The sequence below is a fragment of the Aequorivita sp. H23M31 genome, assembly GCF_004022485.1.
Taxonomy (GTDB): Bacteria; Bacteroidota; Bacteroidia; order Flavobacteriales; family Flavobacteriaceae; genus Aequorivita; species Aequorivita ciconiae.
Genome location: NZ_CP034951.1, coordinates 1,806,520 through 1,827,829, shown reverse-complemented (window position 1 = coordinate 1,827,829; position 21,310 = coordinate 1,806,520). Strand labels below are relative to the sequence as shown.

The 21,310-nt window shown below is 44.5% G+C and carries 12 protein-coding genes; 4 read left to right on the top strand and 8 right to left on the bottom strand.

Annotation, left to right across the window (positions count from 1 at the left end):
- Positions 1–2: 2 nt before the first annotated feature.
- From EI546_RS07985 to secDF, 3 genes are all read left to right on the top strand, one after another.
- Positions 3–857, top strand: a complete 855-nt coding sequence (locus EI546_RS07985) for a hypothetical protein (protein ID WP_128250050.1) — start codon at positions 3–5, stop codon at positions 855–857.
- A gap of 69 nt (positions 858–926) precedes the next feature.
- A complete protein-coding gene (locus EI546_RS07980) occupies positions 927–1,544 on the top strand; it encodes a hypothetical protein (protein WP_128250049.1) in 618 nt (205 codons plus the stop codon).
- A gap of 249 nt (positions 1,545–1,793) precedes the next feature.
- The gene (gene secDF / locus EI546_RS07975; protein ID WP_128250048.1) at positions 1,794–4,829 is read left to right on the top strand and encodes a protein translocase subunit SecDF; all 3,036 of its coding nucleotides are present in this window, start codon (positions 1,794–1,796) and stop codon (positions 4,827–4,829) included.
- Positions 4,830–5,209: 380 nt separating this feature from the next.
- Here the strand turns inward: secDF and EI546_RS07970 are convergent, their stop codons facing one another.
- The 6 genes from EI546_RS07970 to folE all read right to left on the bottom strand — a co-directional run bounded on the left by EI546_RS07970 (position 5,210) and on the right by folE (position 10,205).
- The gene (locus EI546_RS07970; RefSeq protein ID WP_128250047.1) at positions 5,210–5,704 is read right to left on the bottom strand and encodes a DUF192 domain-containing protein; all 495 of its coding nucleotides are present in this window, start codon (positions 5,702–5,704) and stop codon (positions 5,210–5,212) included.
- A gap of 78 nt (positions 5,705–5,782) precedes the next feature.
- Positions 5,783–6,751 (bottom strand): prolipoprotein diacylglyceryl transferase, encoded by a 969-nt coding sequence (gene lgt / locus EI546_RS07965; protein ID WP_128250046.1) that lies wholly within the window; start codon positions 6,749–6,751, stop codon positions 5,783–5,785.
- Between the two features lie 64 nt (positions 6,752–6,815).
- Positions 6,816–7,061, bottom strand: a complete 246-nt coding sequence (gene yidD / locus EI546_RS07960; protein ID WP_128250045.1) for a membrane protein insertion efficiency factor YidD — start codon at positions 7,059–7,061, stop codon at positions 6,816–6,818.
- Between the two features lie 505 nt (positions 7,062–7,566).
- Positions 7,567–9,033, bottom strand: a complete 1,467-nt coding sequence (gene cysS, locus EI546_RS07955; RefSeq protein ID WP_128250044.1) for a cysteine--tRNA ligase — start codon at positions 9,031–9,033, stop codon at positions 7,567–7,569.
- Between the two features lie 51 nt (positions 9,034–9,084).
- Positions 9,085–9,381, bottom strand: a complete 297-nt coding sequence (locus EI546_RS07950) for a four helix bundle protein (protein ID WP_240673188.1) — start codon at positions 9,379–9,381, stop codon at positions 9,085–9,087.
- Between the two features lie 146 nt (positions 9,382–9,527).
- Positions 9,528–10,205, bottom strand: a complete 678-nt coding sequence (gene folE / locus EI546_RS07945) for a GTP cyclohydrolase I FolE (protein WP_128250043.1) — start codon at positions 10,203–10,205, stop codon at positions 9,528–9,530.
- A gap of 2,672 nt (positions 10,206–12,877) precedes the next feature.
- Between folE and EI546_RS07940 the strand changes: the two genes are divergently transcribed.
- Positions 12,878–18,088, top strand: coding sequence for a T9SS type B sorting domain-containing protein (locus EI546_RS07940; protein WP_164905202.1), 5,211 nt, complete (start codon positions 12,878–12,880; stop codon positions 18,086–18,088).
- Between the two features lie 473 nt (positions 18,089–18,561).
- Here the strand turns inward: EI546_RS07940 and EI546_RS07935 are convergent, their stop codons facing one another.
- Both EI546_RS07935 and EI546_RS07930 read right to left on the bottom strand, forming a co-directional pair.
- Positions 18,562–20,082, bottom strand: coding sequence for an OmpP1/FadL family transporter (locus EI546_RS07935; protein ID WP_128250041.1), 1,521 nt, complete (start codon positions 20,080–20,082; stop codon positions 18,562–18,564).
- Between the two features lie 106 nt (positions 20,083–20,188).
- Positions 20,189–21,262 (bottom strand): hypothetical protein, encoded by a 1,074-nt coding sequence (locus EI546_RS07930; RefSeq protein ID WP_128250040.1) that lies wholly within the window; start codon positions 21,260–21,262, stop codon positions 20,189–20,191.
- Between the last annotated feature and the right edge of the window lie 48 nt (positions 21,263–21,310).

The window sequence follows — 21,310 nt, the reverse complement described above, 5'->3', positions numbered from 1 at the left end:
ATATGAAAACATTAAAATATATTATCGCAATACTATTTCTTACGGGCTCATTTCTTGCGTGTACAGACCAAAATGATGATGAATCTCTAGAAATCAATCCAGTTGAAGGACTTTTTAAAATTTACGAAATCTCCGAAGCCGATCATACGGTTGAAATATATTCTGAAAAATCCACACTTACGGTAGGTTATAATGAATTTGCTATTCGAATTTTGGATAAGGCTAGCAATATTTATATAACTAATGCCGCACTTACTTGGATGCCAATGATGCATATGGAATCTATGAGCCATTCTGGACCACATAGCATATTGAAAAATGTGGTGGACAATACACTATATAAAGGACATATTGTTTTCCAAATGGCTGGTAACGATATGGAATATTGGGACTTGACTTTAAAATATAACTTTAACGGACAAGAAGTAACCGTAACCCAGAAACTTTCTGTTGATCAACCTGCAGATGGGATGAAGAAAACACAGGTGTTCACCGGCGCTGATGATGTTCGTTATGTTCTGGCATTTGTAAATCCAAAAGAGCCAAAAGTTGCTATCAACGATTTTCAGGCAGTACTTTATAAAATGCAGGATATGATGACCTTCCCTCTGGTTGAAAACTATAAGATTACTGTTGATCCGCGAATGACTTCAATGGGAAATCATTCTTCCCCAAACAATCAGGATATGGTTTACAATTCGATTACCAAGATGTATGAGGGAAAACTGTCTTTTACAATGACGGGGTACTGGAGAATAAACATGCAGCTTCTTAATGAAAACGGCGATGTTTTAAAGGGGGAAGAAGTTACAGAAAACCATCCCGAAAGCTCTCTTTATTTCGAACTGGAGTTTTAGATTTTCCCCGATTTTTAGATTTGTGTAAAGACTGTAGCGATACAGTCTTTATTTTTTTATATTTGGCGCGTGAATTGGAAATGGTACATTCTTGGATTATTCACTGTTCTAGTCTTTTATGGAGCAGGTACGGAACAAACTATATTGAACTCCAACCAGGAGATAGTAGTTCGTTTCAATGCACATTCCATTTCCAGTGAGCAAGTAGATATTGCTATTTCTGAAATTACCTCTCAATTAGAAGCAATAGGGGTTGAGCATGTTCAGGTATCCGATCTAATTGATGGGAAGTTAAAAGTTTCCTACTACAGTGCTTTGGAAGTGGGAGTAATTAAAAGTCTGCTCTACAGGCAAAATAAAATTGATTTAGGCAATTCCGCTTTCAATGAAAAAAACAACATCCCAGAAGTTCCTTATGGCAATAATTCCAAACAATATCAATTAGAGGTTGTTAAGATTCATACAGATTCGGGATCTGGTGTAGGTTTTCAAGGTGTTCTGGTTGAAGCAAAGTTCTTTGGAGATCAATATTTAAAGCCAAGATTCGCTTTGGTCTCTTCTGAAATTATTTACGTTCCAAGAGATAATTTCGAAAATATAAATCCAGTTATTTATGCCTCTCTTCCTGGATTAATAACTCATTTAGATTATAAAGTACCCCAAGTACGGGCGGGTCCTTATTGCTAAATATCTTTTTTGGATAGGAGCCGTAATTTGGTTTCTAACTACTTTCCAAAAAAGTTAACTCCAATCGACGGAAAATGCAGATTTATTGATTCATATTAATAAACATTGTCTGTTCCGTTTTTTTGTTTTTCCAAATTTAATTTTATTAAATAATCTTAATTGTCAGTTTTGGCGCAAATCATATATTTGCGCTCTTGTTCCGAAAAAAAAAATCGGAACTGGGTTTAAACCTGACCAAAAAATATAAACATGCAAAATAAAGGATTAATTACCGTATTTGCCGTCCTCTTCGGATTGGTAAGTATTTATCAGCTTTCTTTTACGTTTGTTGCCAGCAAGGTAGAAAGCAACGCAAAGGATTTTGCAAGAAGCAAATATTCTGAAAATGAACCACATTTAAGAGAAGCTGCCGAAGCACGTTATCTCGATTCAGTTGGAGTGGATCCTGTTTTTTTAGGGATTGATTACAATACGGCAAAGGAAAAGGAACTTAACAAAGGGCTCGACCTTAAAGGAGGTATAAACGTAATTCTTGAGGTTTCTGTAAAGGACATCTTGAAAGGATTGGCTAATCACACCAAGGATGCTGCTTTCAACCAAGCGTTGGAACAAGCAACAGAACTTCAAAAAACCAGTCAGGATACTTATTTAGAATCCTTTTTCAAGGCTTTTGAGGCCCTTCCGGGAGAAAATAATCTTGCGTCTCCTGATATTTTCTTCAATAAGAATTTGGAAGATGCCATCAATCCAACGATGACCAATGCTCAAGTAAAGCCTATTATTGAAAGAAAAATTGATGAATCCATTACTTCTGCTTTTGAAGTTCTTAGAAAGCGTATTGATAAATTCGGAGTTACCCAGCCTAATATCCAACGTTTGGGTAAATCTGCCCGAATTTTGGTTGAACTTCCGGGAGCGAAGGATGTAAGCCGAGTTAGAAAACTTCTTCAAAGTACCGCCCAACTTGAATTCTGGGACGTATATAAATTTGATGAAATGGCTGGTTTCCTTCAAGCTGCGGATAGCAGAGCTGGAGAGATTGAAACTGCCAAAAAGGACAACGTGGCTGTTTTAGATACGGTAAGCACGAAAGCAGATACTACCGAAGTTGAGGAAGATGACGTTAGTAAGCTTTTGGGTGGACAGGATGTTAAAGATACAATTGTAGAGGATAACAAAGCCAATCCAATTCTTTCAAGAATGGTTGCACTTGGAAACCAAGGCGGACCAGTAATCGCCACTTTTAGATTAAAGGACACCGCTACAATCAATGGGTATCTACGTATGCCTCAAATTCGTTCTCTGTTGCCCACAGATATGCGTTATGCCAAATTCGTTTGGGGATTACCAGTAGCAGCCCCACAATTGAAAGGTGAGGAAACTACAGGTTTATATGCTTTAAAAAGCAATAGAGATGATGTTCCACCACTTGGTGGGAGTGTAGTGGTTGATGCCAGACAGGAATACGACCAGATGAGTAGAGTAGTGGTATCGATGCAAATGAATGGTCAAGGCGCCAAGATTTGGGAACAAATGACAGGCGATGCTTATCAGAACCAAAGTCAGATTGCAATTGTACTTGATGATATCGTATATTCTGCTCCAGGTGTTACTTCAGGGCCTATTGCGGGTGGAAGAAGCCAAATTTCAGGTGACTTTACCGTAAATCAAGGTCAGGATTTGGCCAACGTACTTCGTGCCGGTAAACTTCCAGCTTCTGCAGAGATTGTTCAAGCGGAGGTAGTAGGACCAACTCTGGGTCACGAGGCAATAAATAGTGGTATGATGTCCTTTGGAATTGCCCTTATAGTAGTTCTTTTGTGGATGATTGGATACTATGGAAGAGCGGGAGTTTTTGCCGATATCGCATTGTTGGTAAACCTTCTGTTCATCTTTGGAATTTTGGCAGGATTAGGGGCTGTACTTACGCTTCCTGGTATTGCGGGTATTGTACTTACCATTGGTATGTCGGTGGATGCTAACGTACTTATATTTGAAAGGATCAAGGAAGAGCTCGCCAAAGGAAAAGCGCAGAAAGATGCCATTAAGGATGGTTTTAGCAATGCTCTTTCATCCATTTTGGATGCCAACATAACCACCGGTCTCACGGGATTAATTCTTTTGGTTTTTGGAACTGGACCCATCCAAGGTTTCGCAACAACCTTATTAATAGGTATTGCAACTGCTTTGTTTACTGCAATTTTCGTAACAAGGTTATTCATTGAGGCTTATACTCATAAAGGAAGACCTCTTGCGTGTTCTACTCCGATTACGAAGAATCTTTTCACCAATGTGAATATTGAATTCTTGAAAAAGAGGAAAGTAGCTTATATCCTTTCAAGTGTATTAATCTTAATAAGCGTTATTTCCCTATTCACAAAAGGTCTGAACCAAGGAGTGGATTTTGTGGGTGGTCGAACTTATACGGTTCGATTTGCCAAAGATGTAAATTCAGCTAAAATTCAAGATGAACTGATTGCCACTTTTGGAAGTGCGGAAGCAAAAACTTATGGTGGTGATAATCAATTGAAGATTACCACAAAATACAAAGTTGAGGAAACCGGAACCGAAGTAGATGAGGAAATAGAGCACATGCTTTATAATACTCTTAAAACTGATCTTCCAGCAGATATGACTTACGAGAAATTTGTGGGTGACGAAGAAGGTAAATCCTTTGGTAGGATGGAGTATTACAAGGTAAGTCCAACAATTGCGGATAACATTAAGAGAGACTCATTCTGGGCGGTGCTTGGAGCTTTGTTAGTAATGTTCCTGTACATATTGTTACGATTTAGAAGATGGCAATTTGGTTTAGGTGCGGTTGTGGCGATTTTCCATGACGTGCTTATTGTGCTCGGAGTATTCTCATTAACGTACAGCTTTATGCCGTTTAATATGGAAATCGACCAATCGTTTATTGCGGCGATACTTACTGTGGTTGGTTACTCCCTGAATGATACGGTAATTATATTTGACCGTATCCGTGAGTATTTTGGGGAACATCCAGGGTGGAAATTGAACCGTGTTATTGATGTGGCTTTGAACAGTACTCTGGGTAGAACATTGAATACGTCCTTTACAACCCTTATCGTATTGTTGTCTATGTTCCTTTTCGGGGCAGAATCCATTAGAGGCCTGCTTTTCGCAATTATCGTGGGTATTGTGGTAGGTACATATTCTTCATTGTTTATCGCAACGCCGATTATGTATGATACGGTAAAACGTAAAAGAGTTGAAGATTTAATTGACAAAAAGAAGGAGGAAGAAGTGGTTCTAGAAGCCTAATCCGGAATCTAATAAATAGAACAAAAAAGCTCGTCAGAAATGGCGAGCTTTTTTATTTATAAGTTGTTTCAAATTTGGTGATCAAAATTTCGTGGTTTATCTCAGAGTTTCAGTGAGGAGATAAATTTGATTAGGTTACTTTTACCACGAATTCAAGAATATGTTTTATGAAATTTCTTGCATTCCTGGTAATCTGTACTCTGTTCTGAAAACATACGATTTTCCCGAAGCAGATGCAAAAGTCCGTCATCAGTCCAATACCTGTCCAAAGATTTGGATTATGAAAGATTGAATTCGCATTGAGGCAATCTTAGTGAGTTTAAATTTAGAAGAAGTAATTACCGTATTCTCGAAAGCTGACTATGAAAATTCGATATTGACTAATTTTTACTGAACTGGAATTTATCTCCTTTTTCAAGATTCCAAGTATCAGAAAGGCCCGCGTTTACTTCCAGAACATATTGGGCGGGACCTTCGGAAGGAAGAGAAGACTCATTATAAGGTTTTGCATTTTTCTGAATGCTTACCACTTCTTGAGACGAGTTGAAATAAATGATATCCAATCCAAATTCTGTATTCTTCATATAAAAAGACCGGGGCTCCGAATCAGGAAAAATAAACAGCATTCCTTGATCCTTATCCATGGAGTGGCGATACATCAAACCTGTTTGGGTCTTATAGTCATCATCGGCAATCTCAATATTTAGTTTAACCAATAGGGAATCGTTTTCTGCTTTCATTAAAGTTAGTTCCCCATCCTTTTTAAAAGTTATTTCTTTAGTAAGACTTTTGTTTTCAGGATTGGATGTATCCTTACAATTGTAAAAAGTAAGAAGCGAGCCCACCAGGGCTATAAAAACAAGTATTTTTTTCATATTAAAAGTAAAATTATTGAGCTAAGGAAATCTTTTTAGAAATCGTTGAAAGATTTACTTTAATAAAAAAAAGGACGATTATTCTGCCCCTTTAGGGGGCTGGGACGTTAAGTCATCAACATAAGGATTCTTTTTTGAAGCTCTCCACATTATATATATTCCCGCAATTATAAAAGGAACACTCAGCCACTGCCCAGTAGAAAAGACTCCCAGAACATCTTCCAAGAATCCGCCTTGACTTTCCTTTACAAATTCAACTAGAAAACGAACCATAAAGAGAAGGATCAAAAACACTCCAAAAATATAGCCAATCTGTTTTCTTCGTTCAGTTTTCCAATAGAGATACCAACAAACAAGAAAAACAATCAGATAGCCTCCAGCCTCATAAAGTTGCGCGGGATGTCTAAAAGGAACGCTGTTCAGCAACTCCGAAAATTGCGGATTATGTACAATGGCATCATAAGCTTTTGATGGATTCTGGATTCCCGTGGCTTCTACGGCCTGGTATGGGCGAATGTCTTCATGGACAAAGCGGACACCCAAAGGAAAATCGCCTGATGGCTTTCCTATAATTTCTGAATTCATGAAATTTCCGATACGCACAAAAATTCCACCGGCGGCCACGGCAATAACGATACGGTCCATAACCCATAAAAATGGTTTTTTGATAACCTTTTTACTGTAATATAACATCGCCAAAACATAGGCAATTGCCGCTCCATGACTTGCTAATCCCTGAAATCCTGTAAATTCAAATTCTGGAACAGTACTAATAGGGAGAAAGACTGCAAGTGGATCCTGAACAAATAGTTCTGGCTGATAGAAAATAACATGTCCCAATCGTGCTCCAAGCAAGGTAGCAATCACCATGTATATAAAAAGCTTATCGAGCATTTCTTGTGGCTGTCCTTCACGTTCGTAAATTTTCTTGGTCAAAATCCACCCTAAAGTAAAGGCGACCACAAACATAAGGCTGTAATAACGAATCATAAAGAAGCCCAAATCGATGCCTTCAGAAGGATTCCAGGTAATTGTAAGATAGTGCATATTGGAGATTTATTTTGCGCTGCGTAAAGATAGCAAAAGCCAAAAAGTATTGTGGATATTGAACTTATTTCTTTTTAGGAGGAACCGGATCATAACCCGATCCACCCCAAGGATTACAGCTAAGAATTCGTTTTGCCGCCATCCATCCACCTTTTAACAAGCCATGTTTTTCAAGAGCCTCTTTAGCATAAGATGAACAAGTAGGAGAGTAGCGACAGCTGCTTGGAGTAAATGGAGAAATGAATTTTTGATATCCACGTATCAAAAGGACAAATGGGAACACCAGAATCTTTTTTAATTCATAATTCATATTTTCAGTGTTCAGGGATCGGTAATCAGTAAATCCGCAAATAGGTAAGCAGTATATCAATTTTCGATGCCAGGTTATAAACCCATTAAGCTACACAAGCTCCCTTTAGGGGCGGGGATAAATCCTAGTTTGGTTCTTCATTATTCATTTTAGCATCATAACTCATAACTCATAAACTAGTTCCCTTTAGGGCGGAGGGTAAATCCCGAGTTTAGTTATTTCTCATTACATTTTAGCATCATAACTCATAACTCATAACTAGTTCCCTTTAGGACAGGGTATAAATCCTAGTTTAGTTCTTCGTTATTCATTTTAGCATCATAACTCATAACTAGTTCCCTTTAGGGCGGAGGGTAAATCCCGAGTTTAGTTATTTCTCATTATTCATTTCAGCCTCACAACTCACAACTCATAAACTAGCTTCCTTTAGGGCGGGGGATAAACCCTATTTTAGTTCTTCATTATTCATTTTAGCAATCACAACTCATAACTCATAACTCTTAACTCATAACTTGAAAGTAGTTCCCTCTTTCCCATCCTTCAATTGAATTCCCTTATCCGAAAGTCGGTCCCGTATTCTATCGCTGGTTGCAAAATCCTTGTTTGCACGTGCCTGGTTTCGTAGTTCAATAAGAAGCTCAACCGCAGCTGAAAGTTTTTCGCTATCACCAGAATTTTCTGAAGAAAGATCCTGTAATCCCATTACCTCAAATAAAAAGTTGTGCATCGTGGTTTTCAGGTTTTCCAGATCTTCCTTGGTAATAGTTTCCTTTCCCTCCTTAAGAGCGTTAATGAACTTAACCCCTTCAAAAAGATGAGCGATAAGGATTGGACTATTAAAATCGTCATCCATCGCATCATAACACGCTTTTTTCCAACTTTCTATATCAAGACTAGATTTTTCTGAAGTTTCCAAACCGTTCAACATTCGGTAGGCATCCATTAATCTGTTGAATCCTTTTTCGGAAGCTTCCAAAGCTTCGCTGCTGAAATCCAAAATGCTCCGATAGTGTGCCTGATACATAAAGAACTTAGTCACTGTAGGGGAAAAGGGCTTCTTTAGAATATCATTTTCTCCGGTAAACATTTCATTGGGAAGAATAAAGTTGCCGGTAGATTTGGACATCTTTCTTCCGTTTAATGTAAGCATATTGGCATGCATCCAATAATTGACCGGCGAAATATCATTACATGCCTCCGCTTGGGCAATCTCACATTCATGGTGTGGGAATTTTAGATCCATTCCGCCTCCGTGAATGTCAAAATTGTCGCCCAGATATTTTGTGCTCATGGCCGTACATTCCAAATGCCATCCTGGAAATCCGACACTCCAAGGTGAAGGCCATCTCATTATATGCTGAGGTTCCGCTTTTTTCCAAAGAGCAAAATCCTGCAGATTCTTTTTGTCGGTTTGAGCAGATAATTCACGGGTATTCGCGATCATATCCTCAATGTTCCGACCGCTCAGTTTTCCATATTGGTGAGATTCGTTGAACTTGAGAACATCAAAATAAACTGAACCATTATTTTCGTAGGCAAATCCTTCGGCAATTATTTTTTCTATTATCTCAATCTGTTCGATAATATGGCCCGTCGCGGTTGGCTCAATACTCGGCGGTAGCGCATTGAATTTTGATAAAACCGTGTGGAAATCGACAGTATATTTCTGAACAACCTCCATAGGCTCCAATTGCTCAATCCGCGCTTTTTTCAGAATAGGATCCTCCCCACTTTCCCCATCATTCTCCAGATGTCCCGCATCGGTAATATTTCTAACATAGCGCACTTTATATCCCAGATGCTTTAAATATCTAAATACAAGATCGAACGAAAGAAAGGTTCTGCAATTTCCTAAATGAACATTACTGTAAACCGTAGGGCCGCATACATACATTCCCACAGCGCCTTCGTGTATAGGGACGAATTTTTCTTTGGTTTTAGTAAGCGAGTTATAAATGTGAAGGTTGTTCATGGTTGATGCTTGATGACGGATGACCGATGACCGAAGTGATCACCTTGTTTTTTAATTTATTTGATTTCTAAACGCAGCCATCATGTTCATTATATGGAAAGCTTCGTTGTATTGTTTTTCAAATTCCGTTTCTAAAATATATTTTCTTCTTTTAACTTTATGAATACAAGTAACTACTTCTCCTAAGGACCGACTTGCATACCCTATAAACTTTTTTTGTTCTGGATTATACTGAAGGATTGAACCTTCTGAAATGTTTAAGGCTATAGAATCCCCAGCTCTGCAAATTTGGGAAGTTAAATTGTAAATCTCTTTTTGGAAACCTTTCCGAAAGTTTATCAATCTCATCTCCAAAAAGCCATATTTCAAATATGCAACTTTTCAAATTTGAATTTAGCCTCCATAATTATATTCAAATAAATGTGTGTTTGTTTTTCCTCACTCATCATCCGTCATCCAACATCTGTCATCTTTCATCCAGCACCCGTCAATCCTCAAAACTCCGTCTCCAATTTAATATAATCCAAAAATTCTCTTTTTGTTTCTGGATTTTTGAAAGCCCCGCCAAATTCGGCAGTTACGGTACTGCTATCAATATCCCGTATACCTCTTGAGTTAACGCAGAGGTGTTTTGCATCGATTATACACGCAACATCATCAGTATTTAGCACTTGTTGCAATTCCTTTACAATCTGCATCGTTAAGCGTTCTTGTACTTGTGGTCTTTTGGCGTAGTAGTCCACAATTCTATTCATTTTCGAAAGTCCAACCACGGTTCCGTTAGAGATATAAGCGATGTGTGCTTTTCCTACTATGGGAAGTAAATGGTGCTCACAAGTAGAATAAAGCGTAATGTTTTTCTCTACCAGCATTTCATTATATTTATATTTATTGCTGAAGGTGGAAGCTTTCGGCTTTCTATTTGGATGAAGTCCGCCAAAAATTTCCTGTACAAACATTTTAGCCACTCTGTTAGGCGTGCCCTTGAGGCTATCGTCATTTAGATCTAAGCCCAAAGTTTCCATTATATGTTGAACGTCATTTTTGATCGAAGCAATCTTTTCAATGTCGCTGAGTTCAAAAGCGTCGGGGCGCAAGGGTGTTTCCGAAGAGCCACTTATATGGTCATCGCCCATTGCGTCTATGGTTTTAAGTGTTTTTTCTAAATCCATCAATTTCAAAACTTTTCTTAATTTAGATAAGGTGCAAAGATACGGAATCACAATTGTTAAAGATGGTCTTAAGTTCATATTTTCCGTGTGTACTTTGACCGTATTCACAAAATTTTCTTAATTTCCCCCACGCAATTACATTTTCCTAAATTATGACAAACTTCTGCCCCAAAAAATATCTAGGGTTTCTAGTATTACTTTTATCATTTCCCCTTTATTCTCAGGTATCTGGTTGTCCCAATGTGGATGCCGGTGAAGATGTAGAAGTAACTTGTTCAGATCCTTGTACTACACTCACTGCTGAATATCTACATACCGGTGAAACCACGAGCTATGAGGTTTCGGCTATACCTTTTGCCCCTCCCTTTCCCTTTACTGGAGGGACAGGCTCTACTAGTATTGCCGTGGATGATGAATGGTCCCAGCGAATAGATTTAGGTTTTGAGTTTTGTTTTTTTGGTGAGCCTTATGAAAGGGCCATAATTAGTTCCAATGGTGCCCTATCTTTTAGTATTGTAGGAGAGGTTCCAAATGGCCGATATACTCCGGGGACTTCTGCAGGATATCCATTAAACGGCCCCGTCCCTGGTAACAACGGAACGTATACAGGAATAAGCTCAGACTCACGGTCCGTACTTGGAATTTTTGGAGTATTGCAAGACACTCGCCCGGGAGCTGGATATTCTTTCCCCGGATGGTCTATTAACTACGAACTTGTGGGAAGTTATCCCTGTAGGATGTTGGTCTTTAACATTTATAAATTGGGTCAATTTCAATGTAATATGGGTGTAGGGGAACAGACTTATCAAATGATCCTTTATGAAACTACCAATGTTATTGAGGTTTATGTAAAAGATAGGACCCCTTGTAATAGTTGGCAGAATGGTAATGGCGTTATTGGTATTCAAAATGCCGACGCAACAGTAGGATACACCCCACCAGGAAGAAACACTGGCAGCTGGTCGGCTCATGATGAAGCCTGGCGTTTTACTCCCAATGGAGATCCTAATGTTGAAATTAAATGGTATGCCAATGGAATCCAAGTTGGAAGCGGTACAACTTTGGATGTTTGTGTTACCGAAACGACAACTTTTACAGCTCAAGCAGAATATACGAACTGTAGTGGGGTAATGATAACTGACGAAGATACGGTTACAGTATTCCTAGACTCCGATTTAGAGGTTGATTTGGGTGATGACGTTGAAACCTGTAGCGAAGACGATATAGTATTGTTTGCAGATACAGGAGGAGAAACCGGATTGGCATATGAATGGTTTTTAGATGGGGTTGTAATACCTGGAGCTACCGGTGATACCTATACTGTAACTGCTCCAAATTCGGGTGAATACTCGGTGACAGTTTCTAGCCCCCTTTGCGACGTAACGGATAGCGTTATCATTCTCTTTAACCCGCAGCCAGAGATTGCAAGCCCGGCAGAAGATCTCGGTATTTGCGATGATGGTAGTTCATCAGGGCTTTTTGACCTAACGCAAAATGATGCAGTAGTTCTGGGAACTCAAGATCCCAACTTTGTCATTACCTATCACCATACCCAACCGGATGCCGAGAATGATGCAAGTCCAATCATTCCCGCAAATGCTTACCCTATTGTTGGAAACAGCGAAATCATTTGGGTACGGATCGAGAATGCAAATGGTACCTGTTATGCTATAGATTCTTTCGAAATTTCATTGGTGACGGCATTTGCAACCCCGCCGCCAAGTCCTTATCGTCTATGTGATGAGGGCAGTGATGGAGAAGAAACTTTGGATCTACAAGCGCTTTTCTCTGCTGCCATTTTGGACGGACAAAGTTTGGCCGATGTAGCACTGACTTTCCATGATAATCCTGGAGATGCGGATAATGGGACAAACGCCTTACCCAATCCTTATGTGGTTACCACTTCTCCGATGATCATTTATGCAAGAGTTGAAAATCGTCTTGATACGGATTGTTACGCGGTTGTAGATTTTGAAATTATAATAGATCCACAGCCGTTCATTGCTAGTCCTCCTGAAGATTTAGGTATTTGTGATGATGGTAGTTCCACGGGACTTTTTGACCTTACGGAAAATGATGCTGTCGTATTAGGAGGTCAAGATCCTAACTTTGTTATTACTTACCACCATTCTCAACAGGATGCCAATAACGATGTGAACCCGATAATACCAGCGAATGCTTATCCAATTGTTGGAAGTATTGAAACTATCTGGGTCCGGGTTGAAAATGACAATGGTACCTGTTATGTTATAGATTCATTTGAGATTTCCTTGGTTACAGCCCTTGCCACTGCGCCACCTAGTCCTTATTATATATGCGACCAAGATAATAACGGTGAGGAGCCTATTAACCTGCAGGCTATTTTTTCATCTGCCATTTTAAACGGGCAGAATCCAAATCTTCTTAACCTTACCTATCATGATAATCCAGGGGATGCCGATACCGGAAATAATCCACTTCCCCAACCTTATATTGTCACATCTACTCCCATCACATTATATGCAAGAGTTGAAAATCGTATTAATCCGGACTGTTATGCGGTTACTGATTTTGAAATTATAATGGAGTTTCCTCCCAATGCGAATCCCAATCCTGCTCCTCTAATTGTTTGTGATACTGATAATGACGGTTATGCTCCTTTTAACCTACACGATGCGGATGATGATATTACAATGGGCGATGCCACATTGGTTGTAACCTACCATCCCACAGAGCTTGATGCCCAAAATAACCTAAACGAACTTATCGACCCGTACATTAACGATGACCCGTTTGTTGATGTTGTTTTTGCACGCATTGAAGGTTTGAGTGGCTGTAACGCTATAATAAGACTTTATTTATATGTCCGCAACAGTCCCACTTTGACTGTCCCGACCCCATTGCGTCTTTGCGACGACGACACGGACGGCCTTCAGATCTTCGACCTTACCGTAAAAGAGCCTGAGATGCTGGGGGGAATGGACCCTGCGCAGTACGACCTTTACTACTACGAGACCGAGGCGGACGCTGTAGCTGCTGGCGATCTTGCCCTTACCGCCCCCGATTTCTCGGGCGCCATCGGCACCCCGGCGGCCTACCAGAACACGGTTCCGTTCCACCAGACCGTTTACGTGCTTGCGGTGGGCAACGCCCTGAACACCTCTCCGCACAACGGGGGTGAGGGCTGCTACGACATCGTGCCGCTGGAGCTCTTCGTGGACCCGTTGCCGGTGCCCATCCAGCCACTGCCGTACGAGCTCTGCGACGACCTTGCCAGCGGCAGCGACAGCGACCAGATCAGCACCTTCGACCTGACCACGCGCAACCGGGAGATCACCGGGGGGGACCTTTCCCTCTCGGTGACCTGGTTCGAGACCTACGCCGACGAGGCGATGGACAACCCGATCCCGAACCCGCGTGCCTACCAGAACCGGGAGATCCCGCCCGCCCCGCTCAACCCGATGACCATCGTGGCGCGGGTGACCAACAATTTCGGCTGTTCCGCCACCATCACCCTTACCCTGGTGGTGAACCCCCTTCCGGTACCCGCCGTGCCCACCCCACTGGAGGTGTGCGATGGCGACAACAACGGCTTTGCCGAGTTCGACCTGACCGAGAAGGATATCGAGATCACCAACGGGGAGCAGGATGTGACCATCCGCTACTATACCACACGGGCACTGGCCGAGATCGGCTCGCTGCTGGATCAAATATTTAGCCCCTACACCAATGACAACCCCTTTTTCGATACCGTCTGGGCGCGCGTGGAGCGCACCACCACGGGCTGCTATGCCGTGGTGCCGCTACAGCTGATCGTAAACCCCGTTCCGGGCGCCCCGGCCCCGGGCTTCGGGAACCTGTTCGCCTGTGACGCGGAGGATGGCAGCGGTGCCGAATTTGACCTCACCGAGAACACGGAGTTCGTGTACGGGGACCAGTCACCGGATTTCCTCATTTCCTTTTACACCAGCCTGGACGATGCCATGGTGCCCACCAATGCCATCGGTTCCCCCACTGCCTACACCAGCACCGGCCAGACCATCTGGGTACGCCTGGAGGACAACGGTACGGGCTGCTTCCGTATCAGCAGCTTTGAGCTGGTAGTCTCCGGCCTGCCAGCCCTGTTGCCGCCCGCGGACATGGAGCTCTGCGACGACCTTGCCAGCGGCAGCGATACCGACGGGGTATCGGTCTTCAACCTGAACAGCAACAACAGTACCATCACCGGCGGCAACCTGTCGCTGACCGTTCGCTACTACGAGACCGTGGCCGACCAACAGAACGACATCCCGGTCCCCAACCCCACCACCTATAGCAATCCTGTGGACGCGAACGGGGATGGGATCACCCCGCACACCCTGCAGGTGAGCGTCTTCAATACCGATGGATGCGCGTCCAAAACGACCCTGACCCTGGTGGTACTTCCCGTACCCAGGGCGATCACGCCCACCCCGCTTGTGGTGTGCGATGACGACAACGACGGCTTTGCCGAGTTCGACCTGACCCTAAAGGATGATGAGATCGCCAACGCCGAGCCGGGACTGGCCATCCAGTACTATACCACACGGATCCTGGCCGAGCTCGGAGATCCCCTTACCCAGATCACCGGCCCGTACACCAACGACACGCCCTTTTTCGATACCGTCTGGGCACGGGTTGAAAAGACCGCCACGGGGTGCCACGTCATCCGTGAGCTGGAGCTGTGGGTAAGCCCCGTGCCCGATGCGCCCACCGAGGGCTTCGGCGACCTGCTTGCCTGCGACCTTGACGGGGGCACCAGTGCGGAGTTCGACCTTACCGACAACGCGCCGTTCATATACGGCACCCAGTCCCCGGACTTCATCCTTACCTATCACACGGCCCTGGACGATGCCCTGGTGCCCACCAATGCCATCACCGATCCGACCTCGTTCACCAGCTCCGGACAGACCATCTGGGTGCGCCTTGAGAACGACGTGACCGGCTGTTTCCGCATCAGCAGCTTTGGGCTGGTGGTGGGCGGCTTCCCCGCGATCACCCCTCCCGCGGACATGGTCCTCTGCGACGACCTGGAGAGCGGCAGCGATACCGATGGGATCTCGATATTCGACCTGACCGCCAACAACAACACCATCACCGGCGGAAACGCCGCCCTTACCGTGCGGTACTACGAGAGCATAGCGGACCAGCAGAACGATAATCCCATCGCGGACCCATCGGCCTATGCCAACCCGGTCGACGGTGCGGGCCAGGGGATCAGCCCCTACACCCTGCAGGTGACCGTTTCCAGTGCCGCCGGCTGCTCGGCCACCACCACGCTGACCCTTGTGGTGCTCCCCGTACCGCGGGCGGGCGAGCCCGACCCGCTGGTAAAGTGCGATGACGACAACGACGGCTTTGCCCGGTTCGACCTTGCCCTGAGGGACGCCCAGATATCCAACGGCAACCCCGCGGTTGTGGTGACCTACCACGAGACCCTTTTGGATGCCCAGAACGGCACCCTGCCGCTTGCCTCCCCGTTCCAGAACATCGTGGCCTTCTCCCAGACGATCTATGCGCGGGCCACCTTCGCCCTTGCGCCCAATACCTCGGGCTGCTACAGCATCGTGCCCCTGGAGCTTATCGTGTCCCCGAGCCCGGTGGTCCCGGTGGACCTTCCCGACCTTGTGGCGTGCGACCCCGACGGTGACGGTACTGCGGTGTTCGACCTTACCGTACAGGAGGACCTGATATACGGTGGCCAGGACCGCACGGTGCTGCGCCTTACCTACCATACCACCCAGGGCGGTGCCGATACCGGCGACGACCCGATCGTGAACCCGGGGGCCTATACCAATACCTCGAACCCCCAGGAGATCTACGTGCGCCTGGCCTACACCGAGGGCGACCTGTGCTTTGCCACGGGCCACTTTGCCCTTGTGGTCTCGGACGGTATCCCCATCAACGAGCCCGGGCCGCTGGAGATCTGCGACGACCTGGGCGAGCCCAACGATATGCGCGCGGTCTTCGACCTTACCGTCAAGAACGCCGAGATAACCGGCGGTGCCCCCGGGCTCGGGGTGGGCTACTTCCTTACGGAGGCTGACGCCCTGGCCAACGTGGACCGCATCGACCCGGACCATGCCTTTGAGAACACCGAGAACCCGCAGCGCGTTTACGTACGGGTAGAGGACGGCAACAGCGGCTGCGTCTCCTACACCCACCTGCTGCTGCGCGTGCTGCCCAACCCGCAGCCCGCCACGCCCGAGCCCCTGGTGCTCTGCGACGAGAACATCGTGGTGGGCCCCGGCCCCGACGACGGGGTGGAGCTCTTCGACCTGACCCTCAGGGCGGCGGCCATCCTGCATGGCGAGACCTGGGAGCTTGGCTACTTCGAGAGCTACGGCGATGCCGTTGGGGGCGATCCCGCCACCGCGGTGCCCGACCCGACCAGCTATGCCAACACCTCCAGCCCGCAGACCATCTACGTACGGGCGACCAATGCCGCGACCGGCTGCTTCGAGATCGTTGAGCTGGAGCTGATCGTGTACCCGCTGCCGGACGCCAGCGCACCGGTGTCCAACTACATGCAGTGCCTGTCCGGCACGGACCTGGCCCTGTTCGACCTTACCACCAAGATAGACGAGATCCTGGGGCCCGGCCAGTCGCAGCTCGACTTTGAGGTAACCTTCTACCTGGACCCCGTGTTCGCGGAGACCGGTACCAACCGCATACTCAACCCGGGACAGCACTGGAACCGTGACCTTATGGGCAATACGGAGAACCCTCAGACCATCTATACGGGCATCCGTGACCGCGTTACCGGCTGCTATATCGGCGGGCTCCAGCACTTCGAGCTGATCGTACAGGAGGGCGCGGAGGCCACGGAGCCGGCGGAGCCGTTCGCCATATGCGACAACCTTCCGCCGAGCGACGGGTTCGCGGAGTTCGACCTTGAGGACTTCAGCATCCAGAAGGTGGTGGACCTGCGCAACGGGATACTGGGGGGCCAGGACCCGCTGGTGTACTCACTGGCCTATTACGAGACCCTTGAGGAGGCCGAGGCCGGGACCGACCCGATCGTGTTCCCGTTCGTGAACACCATCAACCCGCAGGTGGTCTATGCCCGCGTCACCAACGAGGAGAACCTCTACGAGCCGCAGTGCCATGCCATCGTCGAGGTCATCCTCAAGGTGCATGAGCTGCCGCTGATCGTACTGGAGGAGCAGTACACGCTGTGCGTGGACGCCAACGGCAACCCGATCGGCCCCGCGCTGGTGATCGATACCGGACTGGACCCGGAGCTCTACTCCTTTGAGTGGATGCTGGACGGGGTGCTGCTGCCCGGGGAGGACGGCCCCTCCACCGTAGCGGTGGTGGACGGCACCTATACGGTGATCGTCACCGCCCTTGCCACGGGCTGCGATGCCTCGGCGAGCACGGAGGTGGTGCTCTCCTCCCCGCCGTTCACCTACGGCGCATCGGTGACCACCCTGCCCTTCGCGGACAGCCACAGCATCGAGGTCTGGGCCACGGGGCTGGGCATCTACGAGTACCAGCTTGACGACGGCCCCTTCCAGGACGGGACCATCTTCGAGAACGTGGCGGCGGGCCCGCACACGATAACCATACGGGACAAGAACGGCTGCGGGCTTGTGACCATCACCATCGGGGTACTGGACTACATGCCGTACTTTACGCCCAACGGGGACGGCTACCACGACACCTGGAACATCATCGGGATGGCCCAGGCGGACCCGAGCGCGAAGATCTACATCTTCGACCGCTACGGGAAGCTGCTCAAGCAGGTGAGCCCATTGGGCCCCGGATGGGACGGTACCTACAACGGGAACCCGCTGCCATCGAGCGACTACTGGTTCCGCGTGGAGTACGTGCTGGACGGCACCCCCTACCAGTTCAAGGGGCACTTTGCACTGAAGCGCTAGGTGGAACACCAACGCAGAACCAAACAGAACAAAAAAGCCCTGCATCGTGCGGGGCTTTTTGGTATATATGGATTAGTAATCGTTTGGTTCGTGAAGGTATTTCCTAATCCGTATTCAAACGGTCTAAAGACTTCTCTTCGGTAATAATAACTACTGTCTTTAATTCCCAGCTCTGCAAAATTTCTATTAGAATCTTACAGATGGTTCTTAAGAAAACTCCTCTTTTCTGGCTTATATTTTTAGTTATACAAACTATATAGCTTGACTCTAATTTTTTAGAAATTGATTCTTATTAGGGTGACCTTCCATAAGTTGAAATGAAGATACTTTTGGGTTAAAATTAAAAGCATTGGATAGGTAGCTTCAATTGTCCTATAATTTTGACTATAGTTTATTGTCCTTAAATCCTTTATGAATACTGTCTACCAAATAATTTAAGAAAAATCGAGGTTTAAGAAAGATTTAAATCATCTTTAAAAATCAAATGCGAGGGAAAGAATAAAATTACTGTACACTGAATTTATATTGGCCTTATCCGTAAATCCTTGAGAATACATTTGTAGTTCTCTATCCTGTTCAGATCTAGAATAGGCTAGGTCCAGGTTCCAATTTCCGAAACTATAACCTGTACCGAGGGAAAAGCCGGTTAAATCTCCCAATGTTTTATCATCTCTATAAGGACTTTCCTCATAGTGGAAACCACCACGAAGACTCAATTGATTTATTCGATATTCTGCCCCCGCTTTAAAGGTGGAAACTCCTTTTAAAGTGTTTTTTATGCTGTAGTTCAAATCTCTGAAATAGGAATTATTTTTAGGTTGGAACTCAATGTTTGAATAATCTTTATAAGAGTAATCAAAACTGAGTAGTCCTTTTTGACCGAAAATGTAAGCTGTACTCACTCCGAGTTTTCCAGGAGTCTTTAAATCGTAATCAGCATATATATTGATGACGCGGGGATCGACAATAGCAGTGACATTTCGCTGATCTACCAATCTTTGGCTTTCTAGATATTGCGAAGTAATTTCTGAAACCCTAAACCAAGTAGGGGTATCCCAATTTAATCCGAAACGGAAATTATAAGCGACTTTTGCAATCGCTCCAAATTGTGCGGATATTCCAGTTCCCGTAACTGATAAGTTGTTCTCAAATCCTATTCCTGTAATAATTGATCCTGGATTGTTGTTGGTTTCTACAAAGTAGGTGTTCCGGCTAAAATCAATTGCATGCGTATTAAGGTTAACTCCAAAATAAAAGTCATTAGTAATCTGAGTAGCCAGATTAATTGTAAATTTACTGTTATATCCCCGAGATCTATACAAGTATTCTTGATTAAAGCTATTTCCACTTACATTCGACACATAAGAGGAATTTAAAGGATTATCAGGATCGAGGGGGTCGAATAAATAAGCTTGATATCCCAAAAATGCATTTTGGGCTGTTGATCCCATTTCGCTTCCAAGATAGCTGTATAAATCTGCAATGGATTCACCCGCCTGCAATTGCAAAAGATTTAAGGGGATTCCTTGGGCCTGTTCCAAAAAGAAATTTCCTAGTGAGTTTCGACCTCTTCCCGCAATATATATTTCATCATCAAGTCCGCGAACCATATCGTAATTAAAGCCGACTGTGAATTTTTTTAAACTGGAATCTTCTTCAAAATTGTCAAAAACAAAAACTCCACCCATCTGATTAATAATTATATCGTCGGAAAATGTTTTCTCCAATTGATTGTAATAGGAAGAAGTATTTTTTATATCCAATAATGAGGTTGTAAGAGTAATATTGGATTTCATAAAAACAGCACTTCCTGCCGGATTTTCGCGCATAGCCGAAAAATCACCGCCCAATGCCCCCATTGCTCCACTAAGAGCCGTGAACCTCGCAGTTCCAATATTTTGATCAAGACTGTATCTTAATCCGTCAGTTATTTGTTGAGCGTGTATACCTGCTGTTGAAAGTATTAAAAAGAATATAAGATGTATTGTTTTCATCCGTAGATTGTAGTATTAATCATTTAAAATTTATGCCATCCCACTTTTTGGATTTTCCAAATATGAGATGGCATATTTATTATTTGCTTTTCGAATTGTGTTTTTATTAACCTCTTCCGCGGCTTCCGCTTCTACCACTACTTCTCCCACTTCCACTCGAGCTTTGAATGCTACTTCCGCTTGAACTTCTTGGTGGAGCTGAATAGGTCCTTGGCGTTGAACTCCTATTGCTACCACTCTGGATAGAACTGTTGTTACGGGTATTATTTGAAGGTGCGCTTCGAATATTACTGTTGGAGTTGCTGCGAATGTTTCGCGTGTTGTTGGAACTGTTATTTCTAATGGTACTATTTGAATTGGACCTAACATTCGTATTATTTGATCGCACACGTGAATCGTTTGAGCGAACATTCACATTATTTCTATTTATTCTACGTGTAGTTTCAGATCGGCTATACGAATTTCTTGTTGTAGCGTTATTTGAACGCCCTCTTGCTTCTGTCCTACTATAGTCGGTATTTCTTCTTCCTCGATTATAGGAGGCATTACCATAATAAGGATAACCATAACCATAACCATAGCTGTATCCATAAGGATATCCGTATCCATAAGGATAACCATAATACGGATAACCGTATCCATAGTATGGGTAACCCCAGCCCCAAGTAAAGCTCATACCCCAATAAGGTCCGTAGTAATTATAGTAGGGATATCCCCAATAACTATTATACCATCCATAAGGTCGGTTGTAGAAACCGTATCCATAGCCATATGAGGCATAATTATTGTAAATGTTGACAGTAACATCCTCTGAGTTATTCCCCCAGGGACCATAGGGATCTTCATAGCTTTCTTCAATTATGATATTTCCTTCGTCATCAATTCTTTCGGAAGTGGTATAGGCATCGATATCCGTAAAAATTATATCTTCATCATTTTCGGCAATTTCTCCGTAGTCATTCTTTTTCATTTGGAAATATTGCTTGTAATAATTAGCTTTTTCGTACTGATTATCGTTAGAAGTATTTTTTTCCTGGGAAGATCTTTCCCCGGAAGCATAAATACCATCATTCTGATTATAAGCTTTATTTTGTGTTCCGCACGAAACCATCAAAATAGCTAAAGTCCCAATCAGCAAGGGAAGGGTGAACGACTTTATGGTAATTTTCTGGGTGAACATATCTGTAGTTTTAATAATTGTTTGAATTCATAAAAATAAGTAGTTTTG